Origin of the sequence: Serratia sp. CY38905, assembly GCF_052168875.1 — a bacterium.
GTDB lineage: Bacteria > Pseudomonadota > Gammaproteobacteria > Enterobacterales > Enterobacteriaceae > Serratia > Serratia sarumanii.
On record NZ_JBJNLV010000015.1, the window covers coordinates 75,130 to 98,117 of the forward strand.

Below are 22,988 nucleotides of genomic sequence, written 5' to 3' on the forward strand. Positions count from 1 at the left end.
ATCATGACCAGCAAAGCCATCTATCCCGGGACCTTCGATCCCATGACCAACGGCCACCTGGATTTAGTGACGCGCGCATCACTGATGTTCGATCACGTGATTCTGGCCATCGCCGCCAGCCCGAGTAAAAAGCCGCTGTTCAGCCTGGATGAACGCGTGGCGTTGGCGACGCAGGTCACCTCGCATCTGGACAATGTGGAAGTGCTGGGCTTCAGCGAGCTGATGGCGCACTTTGCCGCTCACCAAAATGCCAATATCCTGGTGCGCGGCCTGCGTGCAGTGTCTGACTTTGAATACGAATTGCAGCTGGCGAACATGAACCGCCATTTGATGCCGACGCTGGAAAGCGTGTTCCTGATGCCTTCCGAAGAGTGGTCGTTTATCTCCTCCTCACTGGTGAAGGAGGTCGCCCGTCACGGCGGCGATATCGCGCCTTTCCTGCCGGATGTGGTCACCCAGGCGCTGATGGCGAAGCTCGCCGCCGAGTAATGCTCAGCGCTGGCAGCGGCGGCAAAAGAAGGTGCTGCGCTGCCCGTGCTTAGCGGATTCGATCGGCGTGCCGCACGTGCGGCAGGGTTCTCCCGCCCGCCCGTAAACCTGCAGTTCCTGCGCGAAATATCCCGGTTTGCCGTCCGACTGCAAAAAGTCGCGCAATGTCGTGCCGCCCTGCTCGATAGAGCGCTGCAACACCGCCTTGATGGTCTGCGCCAGCAGCGCCGCTTCGGCTTTGCTCAACGATCCCGCGGGACGATCGGGCAAGATCCCGGCGCTGAACAGCGATTCGCTGGCGTAAATATTGCCGACCCCGACCACCAGCTTGTTATCCATCAGCCACGGTTTGATCAGCGTGCGCTTATTACGTGATTTTTCATACAGGTAGTCGCCGTTGAACGCTTCGCTCAGCGGTTCCGGCCCCAGATGCGCCAACACGCTGCTGGTCGCCAAATCTTCGCACCACAGCCAGGCGCCGAAACGGCGCGGATCGGTATAGCGCAGGATCATGCCGTTGCTGATCACCAGATCGACGTGGTCGTGTTTGCCGGCTTCGTCTTCGTTTTCCTCGCGCAGCATGCGCAGGCTGCCCGACATGCCCAGGTGCACGATAATCCAACCGTTCTCCAGCTCGATCAGCAGGTATTTGGCCCGGCGCTGCACGCTGAGCACCGGCCGATCGCTCAGCGTCAGGATCTGCTCGGAAACCGGCCAGCGCAGGCGCGCGTTGCGCACCACCGCATACTGAATGCTGTGGCCGACAAGATAAGGCTCTATACCGCGTCTGCTCGTCTCAACTTCCGGTAATTCAGGCATCTGGCTTCCCCTCCGACGTTTTCTACCCTTTATAAAACAAAAAAACCCGGCCAAGGCCGGGTTTTTCATTAATCCACTAAAATTATTTAATTTTAGCTTCTTTGTATACTACGTGCTGACGGACAACTGGATCGAATTTCTTCAGTTCCAATTTTTCCGGCTTAGTACGCTTGTTCTTCGTGGTGGTATAGAAGTGACCAGTACCAGCAGAAGAAACCAGCTTGATCTTCTCGCGAACACCTTTAGCCATGATTCAGTTCCTTAATACTTCTCACCACGGGCACGCAGATCGGCCAGAACCGTCTCAATACCCTTCTTATCGATAACACGCATACCTTTAGCAGATACACGCAGAGTTACAAAGCGCTTCTCAGCCTCAACCCAAAAACGGTGTGAGTGCAGGTTAGGCAGAAAACGGCGTTTGGTCGCGTTCATTGCGTGGGAACGGTTGTTACCGCTCACCGGGCGCTTGCCAGTAACTTGGCAGACTCGGGACATGTCTATTCTCCAAAAATCAAATCAGCTCGAGCTTCGTATAGGGTATGGCCGCCTCGTCAGGCTTTTAGAGCCCATCTCAGCAAACTTCATACTGAGGAGACTCTCGTCATCAGGTAGAAACCACACATCAGGTCAGAAACCTGCTGAGATAGGCTCTTGCGCCAAACCCAAGATTCTCAAAGGTGGCGTAGTATACGCTCTGAAGCGTAAGTGCTCAAGTCCCGAACAGCTAAAGATCCCACAAGGATCGCGAAAAAATCGCTTAAAGCCATCCGCGCTCGGCAAAAGAGACGCATTCACCCCGACCGATCACCAAATGATCAAGCACTCGGATCTCCAATAACTGACAGGCTTTCACCACCTGTTCCGTTATCAAGCGGTCGGCATGACTGGGTTCAGCCTTACCCGAAGGGTGATTATGCGCGAGAATCAGCGCGGCGGCATTAGCCTTCAACGCTTCGCGCACAATTTCTCTCGGGTAGACGACGACGCTGCTGATGGTACCAGCAAACATCTCCTGATGGCGAATAACCCGGTGCTGATTGTCTAAAAACAATACCAAAAAGACCTCCCGCTCGCGATGCGCCAGCAGGCTTTGCAGATAATGCTGGGTGACGCGCGGATTGAGCATGGCGTTTTCCTGCGACAAATGGCTGGAAAAGAAGCGCAGCGCCAGCTCGGCAATCGCCTGCAGCTGCGTATAGCTGGCGTCCCCCAGGCCTTTTTGGCTGCAAAAAGCCTGATGATCGGCCGACATCAGGTGATAAAGCGAGCCGAACCGGCGCAGCAGCTGCTCCGCCAGCTGCATCACGTGCACGCCGGGCAACCCGGTGCGCAAGAAAATGGCCAACAGCTCTGCGTCGGACAGCGCCGCCGCCCCCTGCATCAGCAGCTTTTCACGCGGTGCCAGCGCGCCCGGCCAGCACGCCACAATCGAGTTGCTCATCGTGTTCCTCCCTGAAAGGGCTACAGCATGCCATGTGCCGCCCGGCGCGTTCGACAGGTGTTTGATAACATTGCGAAGTGTTTCGCAAAGCACAATGTAACGCCCTGCAGCCATTGCGGAATCGCTCACCTGAACCACGGATATGCTAAAATGGCGCATCTTTCGGCTTTCAATCGGACAATGATGATGACGGGACTTTCCGGCAAACATATTGTGCTTGGCATCAGCGGCGGCATCGCCGCCTACAAATGCCCAGAGCTGGTGCGCCGCCTGCGAGACAGGGGCGCGGAAGTGCGCGTGGTGATGACCCATGCCGCCAAGGCGTTCATTACGCCACTGACGCTGCAGGCCGTTTCCGGCTACCCGGTATCCGACGATCTGTTGGATCCCGCCGCCGAAGCCGCCATGGGCCACATCGAACTCGGCAAGTGGGCGGATCTGGTTATTCTGGCGCCGGCGACCGCCGATCTGCTGGCGCGCGTCGCCGCCGGCATGGCCAACGATCTGCTGACCACCGTCTGCCTGGCGACCGATGCCCCCATCGCCGCCGCGCCCGCCATGAACCAGCAGATGTATCGCGCCGCCGCCACGCAGGCCAACCTGCAAACGCTGCAGGCGCGCGGCATGCTGCTTTGGGGGCCGGACAGCGGCAGCCAGGCCTGCGGCGACGTCGGCCCGGGCCGCATGTTGGATCCGCTGAACATCGTCGACCTGGCGAACGCGCATTTTTCCGCCCCGCAGGATCTGCAACATTTGCAGGTTATGATCACCGCCGGCCCGACGCGTGAAGCGCTGGATCCGGTGCGTTTCATCAGCAACCACAGCTCCGGCAAAATGGGCTTCGCCATCGCCCGCGCCGCCGCCGCCCGCGGCGCACAGGTGACGCTGATCGCCGGGCCGGTCAGCCTGCCGACGCCGCCATCGGTCACCCGAGTGGACGTCACCAGCGCGCTGGAGATGGAGCAGGCGGTGCAACAGCGCGCCGCGCAACAGCAGATTTTCATCTCCTGCGCCGCCGTGGCCGACTACCGCCCCGAGCGGATCGCCGATGAAAAAATAAAAAAACAGGGTGATGAAATCATCCTCAAGATGGTAAAAAACCCCGACATCGTCGCCGGCGTGGCGGCGATGACCAAAAATCGACCGTTTGTCGTGGGGTTTGCCGCCGAAACCCAGAATGTGGAAGAATACGCGCGGCAAAAACTGGCGCGTAAGAAGCTGGATTTGATTTGCGCTAACGATGTATCGCTTGCAGAGCACGGGTTCAACAGCGACACCAATGCCCTGCACCTTTTTTGGCAGGATGGAGAGAAACGCCTGGCGCTGAGCGACAAGGCACTCCTTGGCCAACGTTTAATAGACGAGATAGTCAGCCGTTATGATGAAAAAAATCGACGTTAAGATCCTCGACCCGCGCATCGGTCAGGATTTCCCGCTACCGACCTACGCCACCCCGGGCTCCGCCGGTCTCGACCTGCGCGCCTGCCTGGACAGCGCGGTAGAGCTGGCGCCGGGTGAAACCACGCTGCTGCCTACCGGCCTCGCGATCCATATCGCCGACGCAAGCCTGGCGGCGGTGATCCTGCCGCGCTCAGGCCTGGGCCATAAGCACGGCGTCGTGTTGGGCAACCTGGTCGGCCTGATCGACTCCGATTATCAGGGCCAGCTGATGGTGTCCGTTTGGAACCGCGGCCAGAAGCACTTCACCATAGAGCCGGGTGAACGCATCGCGCAGATGGTCTTCGTGCCGGTGGTGCAGGCAGAATTCAACCTGGTGGAAGAATTCGACGGCAGCGAGCGCGGCGAAGGCGGCTTCGGCCACTCGGGGCGCCACTAAGCGCCACCCAAGGCACGAGGGCCGGCAGGGAAACGTCGCCTGAACCTTGCCTTTCCGGGGAGAAGGATGTCTCTGCGGCAAGGTTTTACCGCGACAATTGCAGCGCACACCAGGCAGCGCGGAAAAGGCCGTTAAGGCCGCTGACCCCAGCATCGTAAAAAAGCTATCACATAAGCCGCACAGAGCCTGCTCTGCAGCGGCCGGTGCCCGGGTTTCCGTCAGTTAAGTTTTAGCAAGGGTCTAATCAGACATGGCAGAAAAAGAAAATACGAAAAGGAATCGGCGCGAGGAAATATTGCAGGCGTTAGCCCAGATGCTGGAGTCCAGCGACGGCAGCCAACGCATCACCACCGCCAAGCTCGCCGCGAACGTGGGTGTTTCTGAAGCTGCGCTGTACCGGCATTTCCCCAGCAAGACACGGATGTTCGACAGCCTGATCGAGTTTATCGAAGACAGCCTGATCACCCGCATCAACCTGATCTTGCAGGACGAGAAAGAGACGTTTAATCGTCTGCGCCTGATTTTACTGCTGATTCTGGGCTTTGCGGAACGCAACCCGGGGCTGACGCGCATCATGACCGGCCACGCGCTGATGTTTGAACAGGATCGCCTGCAGGGCCGCATCAACCAGCTGTTCGAACGCATCGAGGCGCAGCTGCGACAGGTGCTGAAAGAGCGCAAATTGCGCGAAGGCAAAGGCTTTATCGTCGATGAAACGCTGCTGGCCAGCCAGCTGCTGGCCTTCTGCGAAGGCATGTTGTCGCGCTATGTGCGTTCGGAATTCCGCTATCGCCCAACGCAGGAATTCGACGCCCGCTGGCCGCTGTTGGCGGCCCAGCTGCAATAAAGATAACGCCGGGTATGCCCGGCGTTTTTACTTACACCCCGTACTGCTCGCGGTAAGCGCGCACCGCCGCCAGGTGGTCCGCCATTTCCGGCTTCTCTTCCAGATAGGCGATCAGGTCCTTCAGCGTCACGATCGAAATCACCTTGCAGTGATAGTCGCGTTCCACTTCCTGAATGGCGGAGATATCCGCGCGGCCGCGTTCCTGACGGTCGAGGGAAATCAGCACGCCCGCCAGCGAAGCGCCGCTGGCGCCGATGATTTCCATCGACTCGCGGATCGCGGTGCCGGCGGTGATCACATCGTCCACCAACATCACTCGCCCCTGCAGCGGGCTGCCCACCAGCGAACCGCCTTCGCCGTGGGTCTTGGCTTCCTTGCGGTTAAAGCAGTAAGGCACGTCGCGCTCATGGTGTTCCGCCAACGCCACCGCCGTAGTGGTGGCAATAGGAATGCCTTTATAGGCCGGGCCAAACAGCAGGTCGAAATCGATGCCGGAGTCCATCAGAGCTTCGGCGTAGAAGCGCCCCAACAGCGCAAGATCGCGCCCGGTATTAAACAGACCGGCGTTGAAGAAATACGGGCTGGTGCGGCCGGATTTCAGGGTGAACTCGCCGAATTTCAATACCTGCTTGTTAAGCGCGAACTCGATAAACTGGCGCTGATAGGCTTTCATTACTGCTTCTCCTCGTCTGAATCTGCTTGGGTCTTGTCATTACTGCCGCCCGATCGCCGGGCATAAAAAAGGCGACTTCTCAGTCGCCTTAAAAAATCAGTCCGCCAGCGCCGCTTTCTGCGCCTGGAAGATGGTTTCGATGCCCCCTCGGGCCAGCGCCAATAGCGCCAACAGCTCATCGTGGCTGAACGGCTCGCCTTCGGCGGTGCCCTGCACCTCAATCATGCGGCCATCTTCCATCATCACCACGTTCATGTCGGTTTCCGCCGCGGAATCCTCCACATACTCCAGATCGCACAGCGCTTCGCCATTGACGATGCCGACGGAAACCGCCGCCACCATGCCCTTCATCGGGTTGGCTTTCAGCTTGCCGTTGGCCACCAGCGTGTTCAACGCATCGGCCAGCGCCACGCAGGCGCCGGAGATCGAGGCAGTTCGGGTACCGCCGTCGGCCTGCAGTACGTCGCAGTCGAGGGTGATGGTGAATTCACCGAGCTTTTTCAGGTCTACCGCGGCGCGCAGCGAGCGGGCGATCAGGCGCTGGATCTCCAGCGTGCGGCCACCCTGTTTGCCTTTGGCGGCTTCACGAGCGTTGCGGCTGTGGGTGGAGCGCGGCAGCATGCCGTACTCGGCGGTGATCCAACCTTGCCCCTGGCCTTTCAGGAAGCGCGGAACGCCCTCTTCTACCGTGGCGGTGCACAAGACTTTGGTATCGCCAAACTCAACCAGCACTGAACCTTCAGCGTGTTTGGTATAGTGACGGGTCAGTGTCAGGGGGCGAACTTGCTGTGGTGCTCTGCCTGCAGGACGCATGGGCTCTCTCCGGCTTCAAATCAACTATTGGCTGCGCATTATACGGGCTTCGTGACGTAATGCCTATCCTGCCCGCAGCCGCGACGCTATAATCGCCCCATCTTTTCCTATTACGGGTACGCATCAATGATCCGCAGCATGACCGCCTACGCCCGGCGTGAAATCAAGGGTGAATGGGGCAGCGCAGCCTGGGAGCTGCGTTCCGTTAACCAGCGCTACTTAGAAACCTACATCCGCCTGCCGGAACAATTCCGCAGCCTGGAGCCGGTGATCCGTGAACGTATCCGTGGCCGCCTGACCCGCGGCAAAGTCGAATGCAACCTGCGTTTCGAGCTGGATCCAAGCGCGCAAAGCTCGCTGATCCTGAACGAAAAACTGGCCAAACAGCTGGTCGAAGCCGCCAACTGGGTGAAAATGCAGAGCGACGAAGGGGAAATCAACCCGATCGACGTGCTGCGCTGGCCGGGCGTGATGTCCGCGCAGGAGCAGGATTTGGACGCCATCAGCGCCGAGCTGATGCAGGCGCTGGACGGCGCGCTGGATGACTTCATCGTCGCACGCGAAAGCGAAGGTGCCGCGCTGAAAACGCTGATCGAACAGCGCCTCGACGGCGTCAGCGCCGAAGTGGTCAAAGTGCGCGCCCAGATGCCGAACATCCTGCAATGGCAGCGCGAGCGCCTGGTCAGCAAGTTGGAAGAGGCACAGGTACAGCTGGAAAACACCCGCCTGGAGCAGGAGCTGGTGCTGATGGCGCAGCGCATCGACGTCGCCGAAGAGCTGGACCGTCTGGAAGCGCACGTGAAAGAGACGCACAACATTCTGAAGAAGAAAGAAGCCGTCGGCCGCCGCCTCGACTTTATGATGCAGGAGTTCAACCGCGAATCGAACACCCTGGCCTCCAAGTCGATCAATGCCGACGTCACCGCTTCCGCCATCGAGCTGAAAGTGCTGATTGAGCAAATGCGCGAGCAGATCCAGAACATCGAGTGATCCTGCCCCGCATGCCATCAAGCCCGCGCCAAGCGGGCTTTTTTATGGCTGCAGATCAGCGATGGGCGGCCGCCTGCTCTTCATCAATCAGCCCCATTTTCTGCAGCTGCACCGCAATGCTCCAGGTTGAGCGCTCGAACTCATCGCTCAGCGCTTCCAGCGTCGCCCCAGCCGCATGGCTCTCACGCAGCCGCAGTTTTTCTTCTTCCGGCCAAGGGAAGTAGGCATTGGCCGGCCGGCCCTCGGCCAGATTCTTCTGCCGCTTCTCCTCCGGCGTCAGCCGGGCTTTTTTCTGCAGTTCGGCTTCACCGTCGAACTCATTGGCCAACGCGAACAGCAGGCGGATAGCCTCCGGCGCACAGGCCGCCGAAGCCGGTCTCAACAGCTCGCCGGTGTCGGGATTAACGCCGTTGGCCAGCGCCCTGAGCAACGTGCCGGTATTCATCGTTCGCCTCCTTGTCCGAGAAAATACGCGCCGGTCGTGGCGCCTTGTTCAGGCATTTTTCTTTGCCTCTCTCGAGAAAACCACACTTTACGCCATGAAAAAGCGCCAGTTGCGAGCCAGATTCCAGGCGTTTGCACGCGAGTGACGGCGATTGCATCAGGTTGCGAGCCGGCAGGCCTCTGGGCAACCGGCCACCGGGAAGCTTATGAAAAACTGCCGAGCAGCGCGTGCGGATGACAATCGGCAAGATATCCCGCACGCCATAAGTATTTTGTTCTAATTATCACGCAAGGTAATGAAAGGGCGGCGATGCTGTGGCTAAATGTGTTTTTTTCCTGCCCGTGAACCGTACGGACCGTTTATGCCACAAATTCTGCAATTTATTATGGCTCTGGTGGTGATCATCGCCCTGGCGCTGCTGGTCAGCAATAATCGCAAGAAAATCCGCCTGCGCTATATCATCCAGCTGCTGGTGATCGAAGGCGCGCTGGCCTATTTCTTCCTGCACTCCGCCAGCGGGCTCAGCGTGATCAAACACGTCGCCGGCTTCTTCGACACTCTGCTCGCCTACGCCGCCCAAGGATCGGAGTTCGTGTTCGGCGGCATGAGCAAGGATGGTCTGGCATTCATCTTCCTCGGCGTTTTGTGCCCTATCATCTTTATTTCCGCCCTGATCGGCATTTTGCAGCATTTCCGCATCCTGCCGCTGATCATTCGCCTGGTCGGCACCTTGCTGTCCAAGGTCAACGGCATGGGCAAGCTGGAATCGTTCAACGCCGTCAGCACGCTGGTGCTGGGGCAGTCGGAGAACTTCATCGCCTATAAAGGCATCATCGGCGATATATCGCCGCGCCGCATGTACACCATGGCCGCGACCGCCATGTCGACGGTATCGCTCTCCATCGTCGGCGCCTACATGTCAATGATCGACGCGCAGTACGTGGTGGCGGCATTGATCCTTAACATGTTCAGCACCTTCATCATTCTGTCGATCATCAACCCGTATCAGGTCGAAGACGAGCCGGAGCTGAAGCTGAACAAACTGCATGAAGATCAGAGCTTCTTCGAAATGTTGGGCGAATACATTCTGGCCGGCTTCAAGATTGCGATGATCATCGCGGCGATGCTGATCGGCTTTATCGCGCTGATCTCCGCCGTCAATGCGCTGTTCTCCGCGGTGCTCGGCATCAGCTTCCAGCAGATCCTCGGCTATGTGTTCTATCCGCTGGCCTGGCTGATCGGTATCCCGGCGGAAGAGGCTCTGAAGGCGGGCAGCATCATGGCGACCAAACTGGTGGCCAACGAATTCGTGGCGATGATTGAGCTGAAGAAAATCGCGGCGGAGCTGTCGCCGCGCGGGCTGGGCATTCTGTCGGTGTTCCTGGTGTCGTTCGCCAACTTCGCCTCCATCGGCATCGTCGCCGGCGCCATCAAGGGGCTGAACGAGCAGCAAGGCAACGTGGTTTCCCGTTTTGGCCTGAAGCTGGTTTACGGCTCGACGCTGGTGAGCCTGCTGTCGGCGGCCATCGCCGGCCTAGTGCTGTAATCCCCACTCCCGGCCGCAGGGCCGGGAGTTCGCTTTAAAACGCCACGCACACCGGCGCATCCACCCGCATTACCGAATCCTGCGCAAACTGCTGCTTGTAGCCGCTGCGCAGCGCCTCGATATTCATCTCGCTCTCTTTGCCCGGTGCATGGATCAGCAGCAGCGCCTTGCTGTTCTCGCGCGCCAGCTTGCCATCGTGGCCCAGCCACTGCCCTTTGGCATCAAAGACCGTCAGCCCGTCTTTAAAGCGCGGCGTCACCTGGCTATCGACGAAGGTTTGCCACTCGGCGGCGGTGATCGCCGGCCCCGCCGGGCGATTCAGGCCGAAGTAGAGCGTTGTCTGCACCAGCGGATCGCCGGTGCGGCAAGCCGGGGCGGGTGGCACAGCCTGGTGGCCTGGCGCCACGCAGCCGCTCAGCAGCAGGGCGGCCACCACGGCGCCGGCGGCCAATCTCGGGGAGTTTTTCATCTGCAGTCTCGGTTTATCGGTTGAAGGATTCGCTGCAAAAAGCATAGTCAGCGATGGAAACCAGCGCGAAATTTCTAATGCTTTCATCAACAGCCAGATGTTAAAAAAGGCTGGTTATCGGCAATAAAAACGGAGTTTGGATTAGCTAAATTAATCCGAAACGCCATCAGTGAAAAAAACTCAGTGGCGCGCGCCATCGGCGGCGATTACCCTGCCGGCCATCATTCTGACGCAAGTACGCTGTGAATCCCTTATGTTACTGAGCATCCTTTATATCATCGGCATCACCGCCGAAGCCATGACCGGCGCGCTGGCGGCCGGCCGCCGCCAAATGGACATGTTCGGCGTGATCATCATCGCTTCGGTCACGGCGATCGGCGGCGGGTCGGTGCGCGATATGCTGCTCGGGCATTTTCCATTGGGCTGGGTCAAACACCCGGAATACATCGTCATCGTCGCGATAGCGGCGATCGTCACCACCTGGGTGGCTCCCCTGATGCGCCATTTGCGCCGCCTGTTCCTGGTGCTCGACGCCGTCGGCCTGATCGTCTTCTCGATCATCGGCGCGCAGGTGGCCCTGGATATGGGACACAGCGCCATTATCGCCGCCATCGCCGCAGTGATCACCGGCGTCTTCGGCGGGGTGCTGCGCGACATGTTCTGCAACCGTATCCCGCTGGTTTTCCAGAAAGAGATCTACGCCGGCATCTCCTTCAGCGCCGCCTGGCTGTATATCGGCCTGCAGCACCTCAGCCTGCCGCACAATCTGGTGGTGATCCTCACGCTGGTCGCCGGCCTGAGCGCGCGCCTGATCGCCCTGCGCTTCCGCCTCGGCCTGCCGGTGTTCAACTACCAGCATCCGGATCACTGATCTCGGGGCGGCAACGCGCCGCCGCCGAGGCCAAAACTGCAGAAATGTCGCCCTTCGACGCGCAAATTCGCTCATTCGCCGCTTTTTCCGCGCAAAGCGGCGGGCAAAATGCGAGCTAACGCTGCACCCGGCGCGTTAGCCGTGTATACTGTGCGGAGAAAATACACATCCGCTGTTATTGGCATATCAACCGTTATCAACGAACATCATCATGGCTCAAGGCACGCTTTATATTGTCTCTGCTCCCAGTGGCGCAGGTAAATCAAGTCTGATTCAGGCTTTGTTAAAGACGCAACCGCTGTACGACACGCAGGTTTCGGTTTCGCACACCACGCGCGACAGCCGCCCGGGTGAAAATCACGGCGAGCACTATTTCTTCGTCTCGAAAGACGAATTCCGCCGGATGATCGAGCAGGACGCGTTTCTTGAGCACGCCGAAGTGTTCGGCAACTATTACGGCACCTCGCGCGCCGCCATCGAACAAGTATTGTCGACCGGCGTGGACGTGTTTCTGGATATCGACTGGCAGGGCGCGCAGCAAATCCGCGCCAAAATGCCGCAGGCGCGCAGCATCTTCATTCTGCCGCCGTCGAAGGAAGAACTGGGCCGCCGCCTGCGCGGGCGCGGGCAGGATTCCGAAGAGGTGATCGCCAAGCGCATGGCTCAGGCCGTGGCGGAAATGACGCATTACGCGGAGTACGATTACCTGATCGTGAACGATGATTTCGATCTGGCGCTGTCCGATCTGAAGACCATCATTCGCGCCGAGCGCCTGCGTTTGGGCCGCCAGTTGCTGCGGCATGACGCTTTAATCAGCAAACTATTGGCAGACTGAAGGCAGTTTCAGTATCATGCCCAGTCTTTTCGTCACCTGTGGAGTAGCACAAATATGGCACGCGTAACTGTTCAAGACGCTGTAGAGAAAATTGGTAACCGTTTTGACCTGGTGTTGGTCGCTGCTCGTCGGGCGCGTCAGATCCAGACCGGCGGCAAAGATGCACTGGTTCCGGAAGAGAACGACAAGTACACCGTTATCGCCCTGCGCGAAATCGAAGAAGGCCTGATCACCAGCCAGATCCTCGACGTGCGTGAGCGCCAGGAGCAGCAAGAGCAGGAAGCCGCAGAGATTCAAGCGGTTACCGCGATTGCTGAAGGTCGTCGTTAATTAGACTGCGAGTCCGCCTTGTACCTGTTTGAAAGCCTGAATCTGCTGATTCAACGTTACCTGCCCGAGGAGCAGATTAAGCGCCTCAAACAGGCATACCTCGTCGCGCGCGACGCGCACGAGGGCCAGACACGCTCCAGCGGTGAGCCTTACATTACTCACCCGGTCGCCGTGGCCTGCATCCTGGCGGAAATGCGTCTCGATCACGAGACGCTGATGGCGGCATTGCTGCACGACGTCATCGAAGACACCCCAGCCACCTATCAAGATATGGAACAGCTGTTCGGCAAGAGCGTCGCCGAACTGGTTGAGGGCGTCTCCAAGCTCGACAAGCTGAAGTTCCAGGACAAGAAAGAAGCGCAGGCGGAAAACTTCCGCAAGATGATCATGGCGATGGTGCAGGATATCCGCGTCGTGCTGATCAAGCTGGCCGACCGTACGCACAACATGCGCACCCTCGGTTCGCTGCGCCCCGACAAACGCCGGCGCATCGCGCGTGAAACCCTGGAAATCTACAGCCCGCTCGCCCACCGTCTGGGTATTCATCACCTGAAGACCGAGCTGGAAGAGCTGGGCTTCGAGGCGCTGTACCCGAACCGTTATCGCGTGATCAAGGAAGTGGTGAAAGCCGCACGCGGCAACCGCAAAGAGATGATTCAAAAAATCCTCTCCGAGATCGAAGGGCGACTGACCGAAGCCGGCATCGCCTGCCGCGTCAGCGGGCGGGAAAAACACCTCTACTCCATCTACCTCAAGATGCACCTCAAAGAACAGCGTTTCCATTCCATCATGGATATCTACGCGTTCCGGGTGATCGTGAAAGAGGTCGATACCTGCTACCGCGTGCTCGGCCAGGTGCACAGCCTGTACAAACCGCGCCCGGGGCGGGTGAAAGATTACATCGCCATTCCCAAGGCCAACGGCTATCAATCGCTGCATACCTCGCTGATCGGCCCGCACGGCGTGCCGGTCGAAGTGCAGATCCGCACCGAAGACATGGACCAGATGGCTGAGATGGGGGTAGCCGCGCACTGGGCTTACAAGGAAAGAGAGCAGGGCGAAACCGGCACCACGGCGCAGATCCGCGCCCAGCGCTGGATGCAGAGCCTGCTGGAACTGCAGCAAAGCGCCGGCAGTTCGTTTGAGTTTATCGAGAGCGTCAAATCCGATCTGTTCCCGGATGAGATTTACGTTTTCACCCCGGAAGGCCGCATCGTCGAGCTGCCCGCCGGCGCCACGCCGGTCGATTTCGCCTATGCGGTGCATACCGATATCGGCCATGCCTGCGTCGGCGCGCGCGTCGATCGTCAGCCATACCCGCTGTCGCAGTCGCTGACTAGCGGCCAGACCGTCGAGATCATCACCGCGCCGGGCGCGCGGCCCAACGCCGCCTGGCTGAACTTCGTGGTCAGCTCGAAAGCGCGCGCCAAAATTCGCCAGATGCTGAAGAACCTCAAGCGCGACGACTCCGTCGGCCTCGGCCGCCGTCTGCTCAACCACGCGCTGGGCGGCAGCCGCAAGCTGGCCGAAATCCCGCAGGAAAACATTCAGCACGAGCTGGACCGTATGAAGCTGGCGACGCTGGACGATCTGCTGGCGGAAATCGGCCTCGGCAACGCCATGAGCGTGGTGGTGGCGAAGAACCTGCAGGGCGATCAGTCCAGCCTGGGCGCATCCTCCGGCGTGCGTAACCTGGCCATCAAGGGCGCCGACGGGGTGTTGATCACCTTCGCCAAGTGCTGCCGTCCGATTCCGGGCGATCCGATTATCGCTCACGTCAGCCCGGGCAAAGGGCTGGTGATCCACCATGAGTCCTGCCGCAATATTCGCGGCTATCAGAAAGAGCCTGAGAAGTTCATGGCGGTCGAGTGGGATAAAGAGACCGAGCAGGAGTTCATCGCCGAGATCAAGGTGGATATGTTCAACCACCAGGGCGCGTTGGCCAACCTGACGGCGGCGATCAACGCGGCCGAGTCCAATATTCAGAGCCTGAACACCGAAGAGAAAGACGGTCGGGTTTATAGCGCCTTTATCCGCTTGACCACCCGCGATCGCATCCATTTGGCAAACATTATGCGTAAAATCCGTATCATGCCGGATGTGATCAAAGTTAACCGCAACCGAAACTAGCGCTTATGAGTCCTGAACGCTATGCGCGGATTTGTGAAATGCTCGCGACCCGGCAGCCGGATTTGACGGTCTGCCTGGAGCAAGTGCACAAGCCGCATAACGTCTCCGCCATTATCCGCACCGCCGACGCCGTCGGCGTGCATCAGGTCCACGCCGTGTGGCCCACCACCCGCATGCGCACCCTGGTTTCCTCCGCCGCCGGCAGCAACAGCTGGGTCAGCGTCAAAACCCATCGTTCCATCGGCGACGCGGTCGGTCATCTGAAAGCGCAGGGCATGCAAATTCTGGCCACCAATCTGTCTGCGCGCGCGGTCGATTTCCGCGAGGTGGACTACACCCGGCCCACCTGCGTGCTGCTCGGCCAGGAAAAAACCGGCATCACCGAAGAAGCGCTGGCGCTGGCCGATCGGGACATCGTCATTCCGATGATCGGCATGGTGCAGTCGCTCAACGTCTCCGTGGCCTCGGCGCTGATCCTGTATGAAGCGCAGCGCCAGCGGCAGAACGCCGGCCTGTATCGCCGCGACAACAGCATGCTGGATGAAGAAGAGCAGCAGCGTCTGCTGTTCGAAGGCGGTTACCCGGTGCTGGCCAACGTGGCCAAGCGCAAAGGGCTGCCACGCCCGCAGATTGACGAGCAGGGCCAGGTGGTCGCCAGCGCCGAATGGTGGGCGGCCATGCAGGCGACGGTGCGCAAATGAAAGGCCGCCTGCTGGATGCTGTCCCACTCACCACGCTTTCCGGGGTTGGCGCCAGCCAGGCGGGCAAACTGGCCAAACTCGGCCTCGAGACCATTCAGGATCTGCTGCTGCACCTGCCGCTGCGCTACGAAGACCGCACTCGCCTCTACCCGATCAACGATCTGCTGCCGGGCATCTACGCCACGGTAGAAGGGGAAGTGCTGCGCAGCGACATCAGCTTCGGCCGCCGCCGCATGCTGACCTGCCAGATCAGCGACGGTACCGGCATCCTCACCATGCGGTTCTTCAACTTCAACGCCGCGATGAAGAACAGCCTGGCCACCGGCCGCCGCGTGACCGCCTATGGCGAGATCAAGCGCGGCAACCACGGCGCGGAAATCATCCATCCGGAATACCGCATTCAGGGCGAAGCCAGCGAAGTCGAGCTGCAGGAGTCGCTGACGCCGGTCTACCCCACCACCGAAGGGGTGCGGCAAGCCACGCTGCGCAAGCTGACCGATCAGGCGCTGGAGCTGCTGGATACCTGCGCCATCGCCGAACTGCTGCCGCCGGAGCTGAGCGGCGGCCTGATGAGCCTGCCGCAGGCGCTGCACACCCTGCATCGCCCGCCGCCGGACATCCAGCTGGCGGATCTGGAGCTGGGCAAACACCCGGCGCAAAAACGCCTGATCCTCGAAGAGCTGCTGGCGCATAACCTCAGCATGCTGGCGGTGCGCGCCGGCGCGCAGAGCTATCAGGCGCAGCCGCTGCTGCCGGACGATCGGCTGAAAAACCGTTTTCTCGCCCAGCTGCCGTTCTCGCCGACCGGCGCGCAAACGCGCGTGGTGGCCGACATCGAAGCCGATATGCAAAAAGACTTCCCGATGATGCGGCTGGTGCAGGGCGACGTCGGCTCCGGTAAAACGCTGGTGGCGGCGCTGGCGGCGCTGCGCGCCATCGCGCACGGCAAGCAGGTAGCGCTGATGGCGCCGACCGAGCTACTGGCCGAGCAGCACGCCAACAATTTCCGTCAGTGGTTCGAACCGCTGGGGCTGGAGGTCGGCTGGCTGGCCGGCAAACAGAAAGGCAAGGCGCGCATCGCGCAGCAGGAGGCTATCGCCAGCGGCCAGGTGTCGATGGTGGTCGGCACCCACGCCATCTTCCAGGAGCAGGTGCAGTTTAACGGCCTGGCGCTGGTGATCATTGATGAGCAGCACCGCTTCGGGGTGCATCAGCGGCTGGCGCTGTGGGAGAAAGGCGAAGAGCAAGGCTTCCACGCCCATCAGCTGATCATGACCGCCACGCCGATCCCGCGCACGCTGGCGATGACCGCCTATGCCGATCTCGATACCTCGGTCATCGACGAGCTGCCGCCGGGCCGTACGCCGGTGACCACCGTCGCCATCCCCGATACCCGCCGCGCCGACATCATTCAACGGGTGAAAAGTGCCTGTCTGGAAGAAGGACGGCAGGCTTACTGGGTGTGTACGCTGATCGAAGAGTCCGAGCTGCTGGAAGCGCAGGCGGCGGAAGCCACCTGGGAAGAACTGAAAACCGCGCTGCCAGAGCTGAAGGTAGCGCTGGTGCACGGCCGCATGAAAGCGCAGGAAAAGCAGGCGGTGATGCAGGCGTTTAAACAGGGCGAGCTGCAGCTGTTGGTGGCCACTACGGTGATCGAAGTCGGCGTCGACGTGCCGAACGCCAGCCTGATGATCATCGAAAACCCGGAGCGGCTGGGCCTGGCGCAGCTGCACCAGCTGCGCGGCCGCGTAGGGCGCGGCGCCGTGGCCTCACACTGCGTGCTGCTGTACAAAACGCCGCTGAGCAAGACTGCGCAAACGCGCCTGCAGGTGCTGCGCGACAGCAACGATGGCTTCGTCATCGCGCAGCGCGATCTGGAGATCCGCGGCCCGGGCGAGCTGCTGGGCACCCGCCAGACCGGCAGCGCCGAATTCAAGGTGGCGGATCTGCTGCGCGATCAGGCGATGATCCCCGAAGTGCAGCGCGTCGCTCGCCATCTCCATCAGCACTATCCGGAGCACGCCCAGGCGCTGATCGAACGCTGGCTGCCGGAGAAGGCGCGCTACTCCAACGCATAAAAAAGGGCGCCGCAGGCGCCCTTTTCGCGATGACCCGCGATATCACCCCACCGCCGGGAACACCGGCAGCAGCAGATACAGCTTGATGACGATGGCATTGGCGATATCGATAAAGAACGCCCCCACCATCGGCACCACCAAAAACGCCACGTGCGACGGGCCGAAACGATCGGTGATCGCCTGCATGTTGGCGATCGCCGTCGGCGTGGCGCCCATGCCGAAGCCGCAGTGGCCGGCGGCCAGCACCGCCGCGTCGTAGTTTTTACCCATCACCCGATAGGTGACGAAGATCGCGTACAGCGCCATGACCAGCGTCTGCACCGCCAGGATCGCCAGCATCGGCAGCGCCAGCGAGGCCAGCTCCCACAGGCGCAGGCTCATCAACGCCATCGCCAGGAACAGCGACAGGCTGACGTTGCCCAGCACCGACACCGCCCGCTCGAACACGGTATAGAAACCGGTGAAGGCCAGCGTGTTACTGAGGATCACCCCGACGAACAGCACGCAGACGAAGTTCGGCAGTTCAAACACCGTGCCGCTCAGCAGGCCGGCAATCAGCTGCCCCAGACTCAGACAGATGGCGATCATGGCGATGGTTTCGATCATCACCAGCGAGGTGATCAGACGGCCGCTTTCCGGCTTCTCGAAGCCGCTCGGCTGCACGCTGTCATCCGGGGTGCCTTCCGGCGTGGAGGAGTGCTTGACCAGATAGCGCGCCACCGGGCCGCCGATCAGGCCGCCCAGCACCAGGCCGAAGGTGGCGCAGGCCATGGCGACTTCCGTGGCGTTCTCGAAGCCGTAGCGCTCGATGAATAGCTTGCTCCAGGCCGCCCCGGTGCCGTGGCCGCCCGACAGGGTGATCGACCCGGCGATCAGGCCCATCAGCGGATCCAACCCCAGCATTTTCGCCATGCCGATGCCGATGGCATTCTGCACGATAAGCAGCCCCAGCACCACGAACAGGAACACCACCAGCACCTTGCCGCCGGCGCGCAAACGCGCCAGGTTGGCGTTCAGGCCGATGGTGGCGAAGAAGGCCAGCATCAGCGGATCCTTCAGCGACATGTCAAAACTGATTTCCCAGTTGACGAGCTTTTTCAGGGCTAACAGCAGGAGGGCCACCAGCAAACCGCCGGCGACGGGAGCGGGAATGGTATATTTTCGCAGCAGAGGAATGGTTCTGACGCACTTGCCCCCGAGGAGCAAAACCAGCGTCGCCGCGACTAACGTGCCATAAGTATCAAGATGAAACATCCAGGTACTCCATGTAAGGAAAAAGATCCAAATAAAAATAATAAGTTATAGAAAACCACTGAGTTTTTAAACTTGATGAGTGCAGGATTAGAAGTAAAAAACGCTGAGATGACAAGAAAAAATGAATGAAAATGCGACATAAACAGGAAAGTCGGCAACATAATATTTACGCGCAACCGTTTGCTTTTGTGGGGCGGAGCATTAAAATGCCTGCTTTGCCGTATCTGGAAACGCCACACCATGAGCATGTCATCCTCCGAGCTTGATGCCGCGCGCCAAGCCGCCTCAGAACCCCGCGCCAGTGAACTGATTTATCGCCTGGAAGATCGCCCGCCGCTGCCGCAAACGCTGTTTGCCGCCGGCCAGCATCTGCTGGCGATGTTCGTCGCGGTGATCACCCCGGCCCTGCTGATCTGCCAGGCGCTAGGTCTGCCGGCACAGGATACCCAGCACATCATCAGCATGTCGCTGTTCGCCTCCGGTCTGGCTTCCATTCTGCAAATCAAAACCTGGGGGCCGGTGGGTTCCGGGCTGCTGTCGATTCAGGGCACCAGCTTCAACTTCGTTTCGCCGCTGATCATGGGCGGTCTGGCGCTGAAAAACGGCGGCGCCGACGTGCCGACCATGATGGCCGCGCTGTTCGGTACCCTGATGGTCGCCTCCTGCACCGAAATTCTGCTGTCGCGCGTGCTGCATCTGGCGCGCCGCATCATCACCCCGCTGGTTTCCGGCATCGTGGTGATGATCATCGGCCTGTCGCTGATTCAGGTCGGCCTGACCTCGATCGGCGGCGGCTACGCCGCGATGAACGATCACAGCTTCGGCTCGCCGAAAAACCTGCTGCTGGCCGGCGCGGTGCTGGCGGTAATCATCCTGCTGAACCGCCAGCGCAACCCTTACCTGCGCGTGGCTTCGCTGGTGATCGCCATGGCGGTCGGCTATCTGTTGGCCTGGGCGATGGACATGCTGCCCGCCGACGCACCGGCGGCCCCCACGGCGGCGATCACCATCCCCACGCCGCTCTATTACGGCCTGGGCTTCGACTGGAACCTGCTGCTGCCGCTGATGCTGATTTTTATGGTCACCTCGCTCGAGACCATCGGCGACATCACCGCCACCTCCGACGTCTCCGAACAGCCGGTCAGCGGGCCGCTGTACATGAAGCGCCTGAAGGGCGGCGTGCTGGCCAACGGCCTGAACTCGATGCTGTCGGCGGTGTTCAACACCTTCCCCAACTCCTGCTTCGGCCAGAACAATGGCGTGATCCAACTGACCGGCGTCGCCAGCCGCTACGTCGGCTTCGTGGTGGCGCTGATGCTGATCGCGCTGGGGCTGTTCCCGGCGGTGGCCGGCTTCGTGCAGCACATCCCCGAACCGGTACTGGGCGGCGCGACCATCGTGATGTTCGGCACCATCGCCGCCTCCGGCGTGCGCATCGTATCGCGCGAGCGTCTCAACCGCCGCGCCATCATGATCATGGCGCTGTCGCTGGCCGTCGGCATGGGCGTCTCCCAGCAGCCGCTGATCCTGCAGTTCGCGCCGGACTGGCTGAAAACCCTGCTCTCTTCCGGCATCGCCGCCGGCGGCATTACCGCCATCGTGCTGAACCTGGTGTTCCCGCAAGAACACGAGAAGAAGTAACCCGTCCATCGGCGTTCAAACGGCCGCTTGCGGCCGTTTTTTATTGTCTATCAGACCATTGCCCTTGAGATGCCCGGCCAATTGCGGCATAAACAGGGTATCTTTTTTGACCGATGCGGATGTAGACGATGAAATTTATCGGAAAGCTGTTGCTGACGTTGCTGCTGCTGATCGTGCTGGCGGCAGTGGTGCTGTACCTGGTGGGGCAAACCCGCTGGGCGGCAGGCCGCCTGAGCGCCTGGATCAGTGACAACAGCGAATACCGCCTGTCGATAGGAAAAATCACCCATTCGTGGAGCCAGCCGAACCAGATTGAGCTGGAAGACGTGCAACTGGCGCGCAACGGCCAGCCGCAGGCGCTAGTCGCCAAACGCGTCGATCTGGGCCTCAGCCTGCGCCAAATCACCGAGCCGCGCTATTTTCACAGCGTCACACTGCGCGACGGCACGCTGAACGTGCAGCCGCAGGCGGCGGCGCTGCCTGTACAGGCCGACGTGCTGCAGCTGAGCAACATGGCGTTGCAGTCCAACGATAACAAGTGGCAGCTCAACGCGCAGCAGGTCACTGCCGGCATCACGCCGTGGCGCCCGCTGGCCGGTCATCTGCTGGGGGACAGCAACCAGTTCCAGTTCAGCGCCGGTTCGATGACGCTGAACGGCATCCCCGCCTCGAAGGTGTTGGTGCAGGGGGAGCAGAAGCAGGGCCAGCTGCTGTTGAACAACTTCGGCGCCGATCTGGCGCAGGGCGACCTGACCGGCGTGGCCAGCCGCGCCGCAGACGGCAGTTGGCAGGTGGATCGCCTGCGGCTGAGCGGCGTGCGCATGCAGACCCCGCTGACGCTGGCGGAATTCATGCAGCGCTTTACCACCCTGCCGCCGGTCACCCTCAAGCGTTTCGATCTGATCGACGCGCGCCTGGAAGGCAAGGCATGGGCGTTTAACGATCTCGATCTGTCGCTGCAAAACGTCAGCGTCGAAAAAGGCGACTGGCGCAGCGAAGACGGCTCGCTCAACGTCAACGCCAGCGACGTGATCAACGGCGGCTTCCACCTGATCGATCCGATCGCCACCCTGCGGCTCTCCTCCGCCGGCATAGCCATTCAACAGTTCACCACCCGCTGGGAAGGCGGGCTGCTGCGCACCTCCGGCAACTGGCTGCGCGCCGGCAAACGCCTGCAGCTGGATGAAGTGGCCATGGCGGCGCTGGAGTACACCCTGCCGAGCGACTGGCGCGAACTGTGGCTGAAACCGCTGCCGGACTGGCTGGCGGAGGTGTACGTCACCAAGCTGACCACCAACCGCAATCTGATCATCGATATCAACCCGGCATTCCCGTTCCAGATCACCGCGCTGGACGGCTACGGCAGCAACCTGCTGCTGGCGCGCGATCGCCAGTGGGGCATATGGTCTGGATCGCTCAACCTGAACGGCAGCGAGGCGACCTTCAACAAGATAGACGTGCGGCGCCCTTCGCTGGCGCTGAACGCCGACGCCAATCAGATTAACGTCACCGAGCTCAGCGCCTTTATGCCTAATGGGTTGCTTGAGGCCAAAGCGACCGTCGATCAGCTGCCGGGCAAGCCGTTCCAGCTGACGCTGCACGGCCGTTCGGTACCGATCAACACCTTGCAGCAATGGGGATGGCAGCCGGTGCCGCTGACGGGCGACGGCAACCTTGAGCTGCAGTTGAAAGGGCTGCTGAACAGCGACGGGCCGTTCAAAGCCTCGTTGAAGGGAAATCTGCAGGCCACCGCCGGCGACGGCCAAGCGGTGAACCAGCAACTGCCGTAATGCCCTGCGCGGCCCGCCCTCAGGCAGGCCGCCGTCTTACTCTTCCAGCGCCTCAGAGCCGCCCTGATCCAGCGGCACATCCGGCTCGGCCGGCAGCACCATGTAGGTGCCTTCGAACACCGCGCCTTTATCCTCGTCGCCGAACAGATGCACTTCGGCGTGCACGCGCGCGCGGCGGCCGCGCGCCAGACGCGCCAAGTCGCCGCTCAGCGAGCCGAGATCCGCCACCGCTCGCGGCCTGCCGGTAATCGGTTTGCTGTAGCGAATGTGCGCGTCCGCCAGAATGATGGTGCCGCCGAGGTGGCGCTCGCGCAGCAGCAGCCAAATCAGCCCCCAGGCGGTCAGCGTCGCCAGCGAGAACAGGCTGCCGGCGAACAGCGTGTGGTGCGGATTCTGGTTGCCGGTCTCGGGCATGGTGGTGACGAAGCGCTGGCCGGTGTATTGGCTGATGCGCACGCCCATCTTTTCGCTCAGCGGGATGTGTTCATACCAGGCCTGCTGCAGTTGGCCGCACCAGTCGGGGCGATGCAGGATATCGTCCAGCGTCGCTACCGGTTTGATCATCAAAAAGTGGCGGATCGGGGTGGTCTGCGGCGCAGTGATCTCCCCCTGATTGACGAACCCCAGCTTGGCGAAGAAGTCCACCGCGTCCTCACGGGCGCTGCACACCACCCGCTTCACGCCCTCCTGCCGCGCAACGGACTCCAGCGTCATCGCCACCAGCGTCCCCAGCCCTTTATCCTGCAGCGTCGGATCTACCGCCAGAAAACGGATCGCCGCCTCGTTGTCGGCATTGATGTACAGCCGCCCGATGGCGACGATTTTACCGGCCTCGTCCACCACCATTTGGTGGTGGGCCATGGCGTCATAGGCATCCTTTTCCGAACCCACCGGCTGGTGCAGCGGCTTGCGCAGCATTTCCCAGCGAAACTGGTAATACTCCTTCAGTTCTTGCTCTGTTACGGGTACTCGTAGGTGATACATAG

The 22,988-nt window shown here is 60.7% G+C and carries 24 protein-coding genes; 14 read left to right on the plus strand and 10 right to left on the minus strand.

The window, feature by feature from the left end; genetic code table 11:
• Positions 1-3: 3 nt before the first annotated feature.
• Entirely contained in the window at positions 4-489 is a 486-nt protein-coding gene (gene coaD / locus ACJ8MK_RS22810; protein ID WP_004931181.1) for a pantetheine-phosphate adenylyltransferase, read from the plus strand.
• 3 nt (positions 490-492) lie between these two features.
• Here the strand turns inward: coaD and mutM are convergent, their stop codons facing one another.
• From mutM to radC, 4 genes are all read right to left on the minus strand, one after another.
• A complete protein-coding gene (mutM, locus tag ACJ8MK_RS22815; RefSeq protein WP_101427565.1) occupies positions 493-1,308 on the minus strand; it encodes a bifunctional DNA-formamidopyrimidine glycosylase/DNA-(apurinic or apyrimidinic site) lyase in 816 nt (271 codons plus the stop codon).
• An 82-nt stretch (positions 1,309-1,390) separates the two neighbouring features.
• On the minus strand, positions 1,391-1,558 hold the full coding sequence (rpmG, locus tag ACJ8MK_RS22820; protein WP_002442576.1) for a 50S ribosomal protein L33: 168 nt from the start codon (positions 1,556-1,558) through the stop codon (positions 1,391-1,393).
• Between the two features lie 11 nt (positions 1,559-1,569).
• Positions 1,570-1,806: a 50S ribosomal protein L28 gene (rpmB, locus tag ACJ8MK_RS22825; RefSeq protein ID WP_004931195.1), complete on the minus strand. Its 237-nt coding sequence runs from the start codon at positions 1,804-1,806 to the stop codon at positions 1,570-1,572.
• A gap of 262 nt (positions 1,807-2,068) precedes the next feature.
• On the minus strand, positions 2,069-2,752 hold the full coding sequence (radC, locus tag ACJ8MK_RS22830; protein ID WP_033654522.1) for a RadC family protein: 684 nt from the start codon (positions 2,750-2,752) through the stop codon (positions 2,069-2,071).
• 183 nt (positions 2,753-2,935) lie between these two features.
• On the opposite strand from radC, the gene coaBC reads away from it, so the two are divergent.
• From coaBC to slmA, 3 genes are all read left to right on the plus strand, one after another.
• Positions 2,936-4,153, plus strand: a complete 1,218-nt coding sequence (gene coaBC, locus ACJ8MK_RS22835) for a bifunctional phosphopantothenoylcysteine decarboxylase/phosphopantothenate--cysteine ligase CoaBC (protein WP_033654544.1) — start codon at positions 2,936-2,938, stop codon at positions 4,151-4,153.
• Positions 4,131-4,589, plus strand: a complete 459-nt coding sequence (gene dut / locus ACJ8MK_RS22840; RefSeq protein WP_033636478.1) for a dUTP diphosphatase — start codon at positions 4,131-4,133, stop codon at positions 4,587-4,589. The genes coaBC and dut overlap by 23 nt, the downstream gene beginning before the upstream one ends.
• Before the next feature lie 250 nt (positions 4,590-4,839).
• Positions 4,840-5,436 carry a nucleoid occlusion factor SlmA gene (slmA, locus tag ACJ8MK_RS22845; protein WP_025304700.1) on the plus strand — a complete coding sequence of 199 codons (597 nt, stop codon included), beginning with the start codon at positions 4,840-4,842 and terminating at the stop codon, positions 5,434-5,436.
• Between the two features lie 31 nt (positions 5,437-5,467).
• Here the strand turns inward: slmA and pyrE are convergent, their stop codons facing one another.
• Together pyrE and rph are read right to left on the minus strand one after the other, a co-directional pair.
• Positions 5,468-6,109 (minus strand): orotate phosphoribosyltransferase, encoded by a 642-nt coding sequence (gene pyrE / locus ACJ8MK_RS22850; RefSeq protein ID WP_004931204.1) that lies wholly within the window; start codon positions 6,107-6,109, stop codon positions 5,468-5,470.
• A gap of 96 nt (positions 6,110-6,205) precedes the next feature.
• Positions 6,206-6,922 carry a ribonuclease PH gene (gene rph, locus ACJ8MK_RS22855; RefSeq protein WP_025160305.1) on the minus strand — a complete coding sequence of 239 codons (717 nt, stop codon included), beginning with the start codon at positions 6,920-6,922 and terminating at the stop codon, positions 6,206-6,208.
• A gap of 126 nt (positions 6,923-7,048) precedes the next feature.
• On the opposite strand from rph, the gene ACJ8MK_RS22860 reads away from it, so the two are divergent.
• Positions 7,049-7,912 carry a YicC/YloC family endoribonuclease gene (locus tag ACJ8MK_RS22860; RefSeq protein ID WP_015379441.1) on the plus strand — a complete coding sequence of 288 codons (864 nt, stop codon included), beginning with the start codon at positions 7,049-7,051 and terminating at the stop codon, positions 7,910-7,912.
• A 55-nt stretch (positions 7,913-7,967) separates the two neighbouring features.
• On the opposite strand, the gene ACJ8MK_RS22865 is transcribed toward ACJ8MK_RS22860, so the two are convergent.
• Positions 7,968-8,357, minus strand: coding sequence for a hypothetical protein (locus ACJ8MK_RS22865; RefSeq protein WP_033636479.1), 390 nt, complete (start codon positions 8,355-8,357; stop codon positions 7,968-7,970).
• Between the two features lie 361 nt (positions 8,358-8,718).
• Between ACJ8MK_RS22865 and ACJ8MK_RS22870 the strand changes: the two genes are divergently transcribed.
• Positions 8,719-9,903 (plus strand): NupC/NupG family nucleoside CNT transporter, encoded by a 1,185-nt coding sequence (locus ACJ8MK_RS22870; protein ID WP_004931212.1) that lies wholly within the window; start codon positions 8,719-8,721, stop codon positions 9,901-9,903.
• 34 nt (positions 9,904-9,937) lie between these two features.
• Here ACJ8MK_RS22870 and ACJ8MK_RS22875 read toward each other — a convergent pair whose 3' ends face one another.
• Entirely contained in the window at positions 9,938-10,372 is a 435-nt protein-coding gene (locus ACJ8MK_RS22875; protein ID WP_033636480.1) for a DUF3574 domain-containing protein, read from the minus strand.
• Positions 10,373-10,625: 253 nt separating this feature from the next.
• Between ACJ8MK_RS22875 and ACJ8MK_RS22880 the strand changes: the two genes are divergently transcribed.
• From ACJ8MK_RS22880 to recG, 6 genes are all read left to right on the plus strand, one after another.
• Positions 10,626-11,243 carry a trimeric intracellular cation channel family protein gene (locus ACJ8MK_RS22880; RefSeq protein WP_025304704.1) on the plus strand — a complete coding sequence of 206 codons (618 nt, stop codon included), beginning with the start codon at positions 10,626-10,628 and terminating at the stop codon, positions 11,241-11,243.
• A 211-nt stretch (positions 11,244-11,454) separates the two neighbouring features.
• The gene (gmk, locus tag ACJ8MK_RS22885; protein ID WP_033636481.1) at positions 11,455-12,078 is read left to right on the plus strand and encodes a guanylate kinase; all 624 of its coding nucleotides are present in this window, start codon (positions 11,455-11,457) and stop codon (positions 12,076-12,078) included.
• Positions 12,079-12,132: 54 nt separating this feature from the next.
• On the plus strand, positions 12,133-12,408 hold the full coding sequence (rpoZ, locus tag ACJ8MK_RS22890) for a DNA-directed RNA polymerase subunit omega (RefSeq protein WP_004931221.1): 276 nt from the start codon (positions 12,133-12,135) through the stop codon (positions 12,406-12,408).
• An 18-nt stretch (positions 12,409-12,426) separates the two neighbouring features.
• Positions 12,427-14,538, plus strand: coding sequence for a bifunctional GTP diphosphokinase/guanosine-3',5'-bis pyrophosphate 3'-pyrophosphohydrolase (gene spoT, locus ACJ8MK_RS22895; protein ID WP_019452189.1), 2,112 nt, complete (start codon positions 12,427-12,429; stop codon positions 14,536-14,538).
• Between the two features lie 5 nt (positions 14,539-14,543).
• Complete coding sequence (gene trmH, locus ACJ8MK_RS22900) at positions 14,544-15,239, plus strand: tRNA (guanosine(18)-2'-O)-methyltransferase TrmH (protein WP_033649746.1); 696 nt, start codon at positions 14,544-14,546, stop codon at positions 15,237-15,239.
• Complete coding sequence (gene recG, locus ACJ8MK_RS22905) at positions 15,236-17,317, plus strand: ATP-dependent DNA helicase RecG (RefSeq protein ID WP_033636486.1); 2,082 nt, start codon at positions 15,236-15,238, stop codon at positions 17,315-17,317. Before trmH ends, recG begins: the two co-directional genes overlap by 4 nt.
• A 42-nt stretch (positions 17,318-17,359) precedes the next feature.
• Here the strand turns inward: recG and gltS are convergent, their stop codons facing one another.
• Entirely contained in the window at positions 17,360-18,571 is a 1,212-nt protein-coding gene (gltS, locus tag ACJ8MK_RS22910; RefSeq protein ID WP_033649747.1) for a sodium/glutamate symporter, read from the minus strand.
• Between the two features lie 240 nt (positions 18,572-18,811).
• Here gltS and ACJ8MK_RS22915 point away from each other — a divergent pair, with 240 nt between their 5' ends.
• Entirely contained in the window at positions 18,812-20,212 is a 1,401-nt protein-coding gene (locus ACJ8MK_RS22915) for a nucleobase:cation symporter-2 family protein (protein WP_019452186.1), read from the plus strand.
• 128 nt (positions 20,213-20,340) lie between these two features.
• Positions 20,341-22,002 carry an AsmA family protein gene (locus ACJ8MK_RS22920; protein ID WP_442518080.1) on the plus strand — a complete coding sequence of 554 codons (1,662 nt, stop codon included), beginning with the start codon at positions 20,341-20,343 and terminating at the stop codon, positions 22,000-22,002.
• 36 nt (positions 22,003-22,038) lie between these two features.
• On the opposite strand, the gene fabY is transcribed toward ACJ8MK_RS22920, so the two are convergent.
• Positions 22,039-22,986 carry a fatty acid biosynthesis protein FabY gene (gene fabY / locus ACJ8MK_RS22925; RefSeq protein WP_033636491.1) on the minus strand — a complete coding sequence of 316 codons (948 nt, stop codon included), beginning with the start codon at positions 22,984-22,986 and terminating at the stop codon, positions 22,039-22,041.
• Positions 22,987-22,988: the final 2 nt, after the last annotated feature.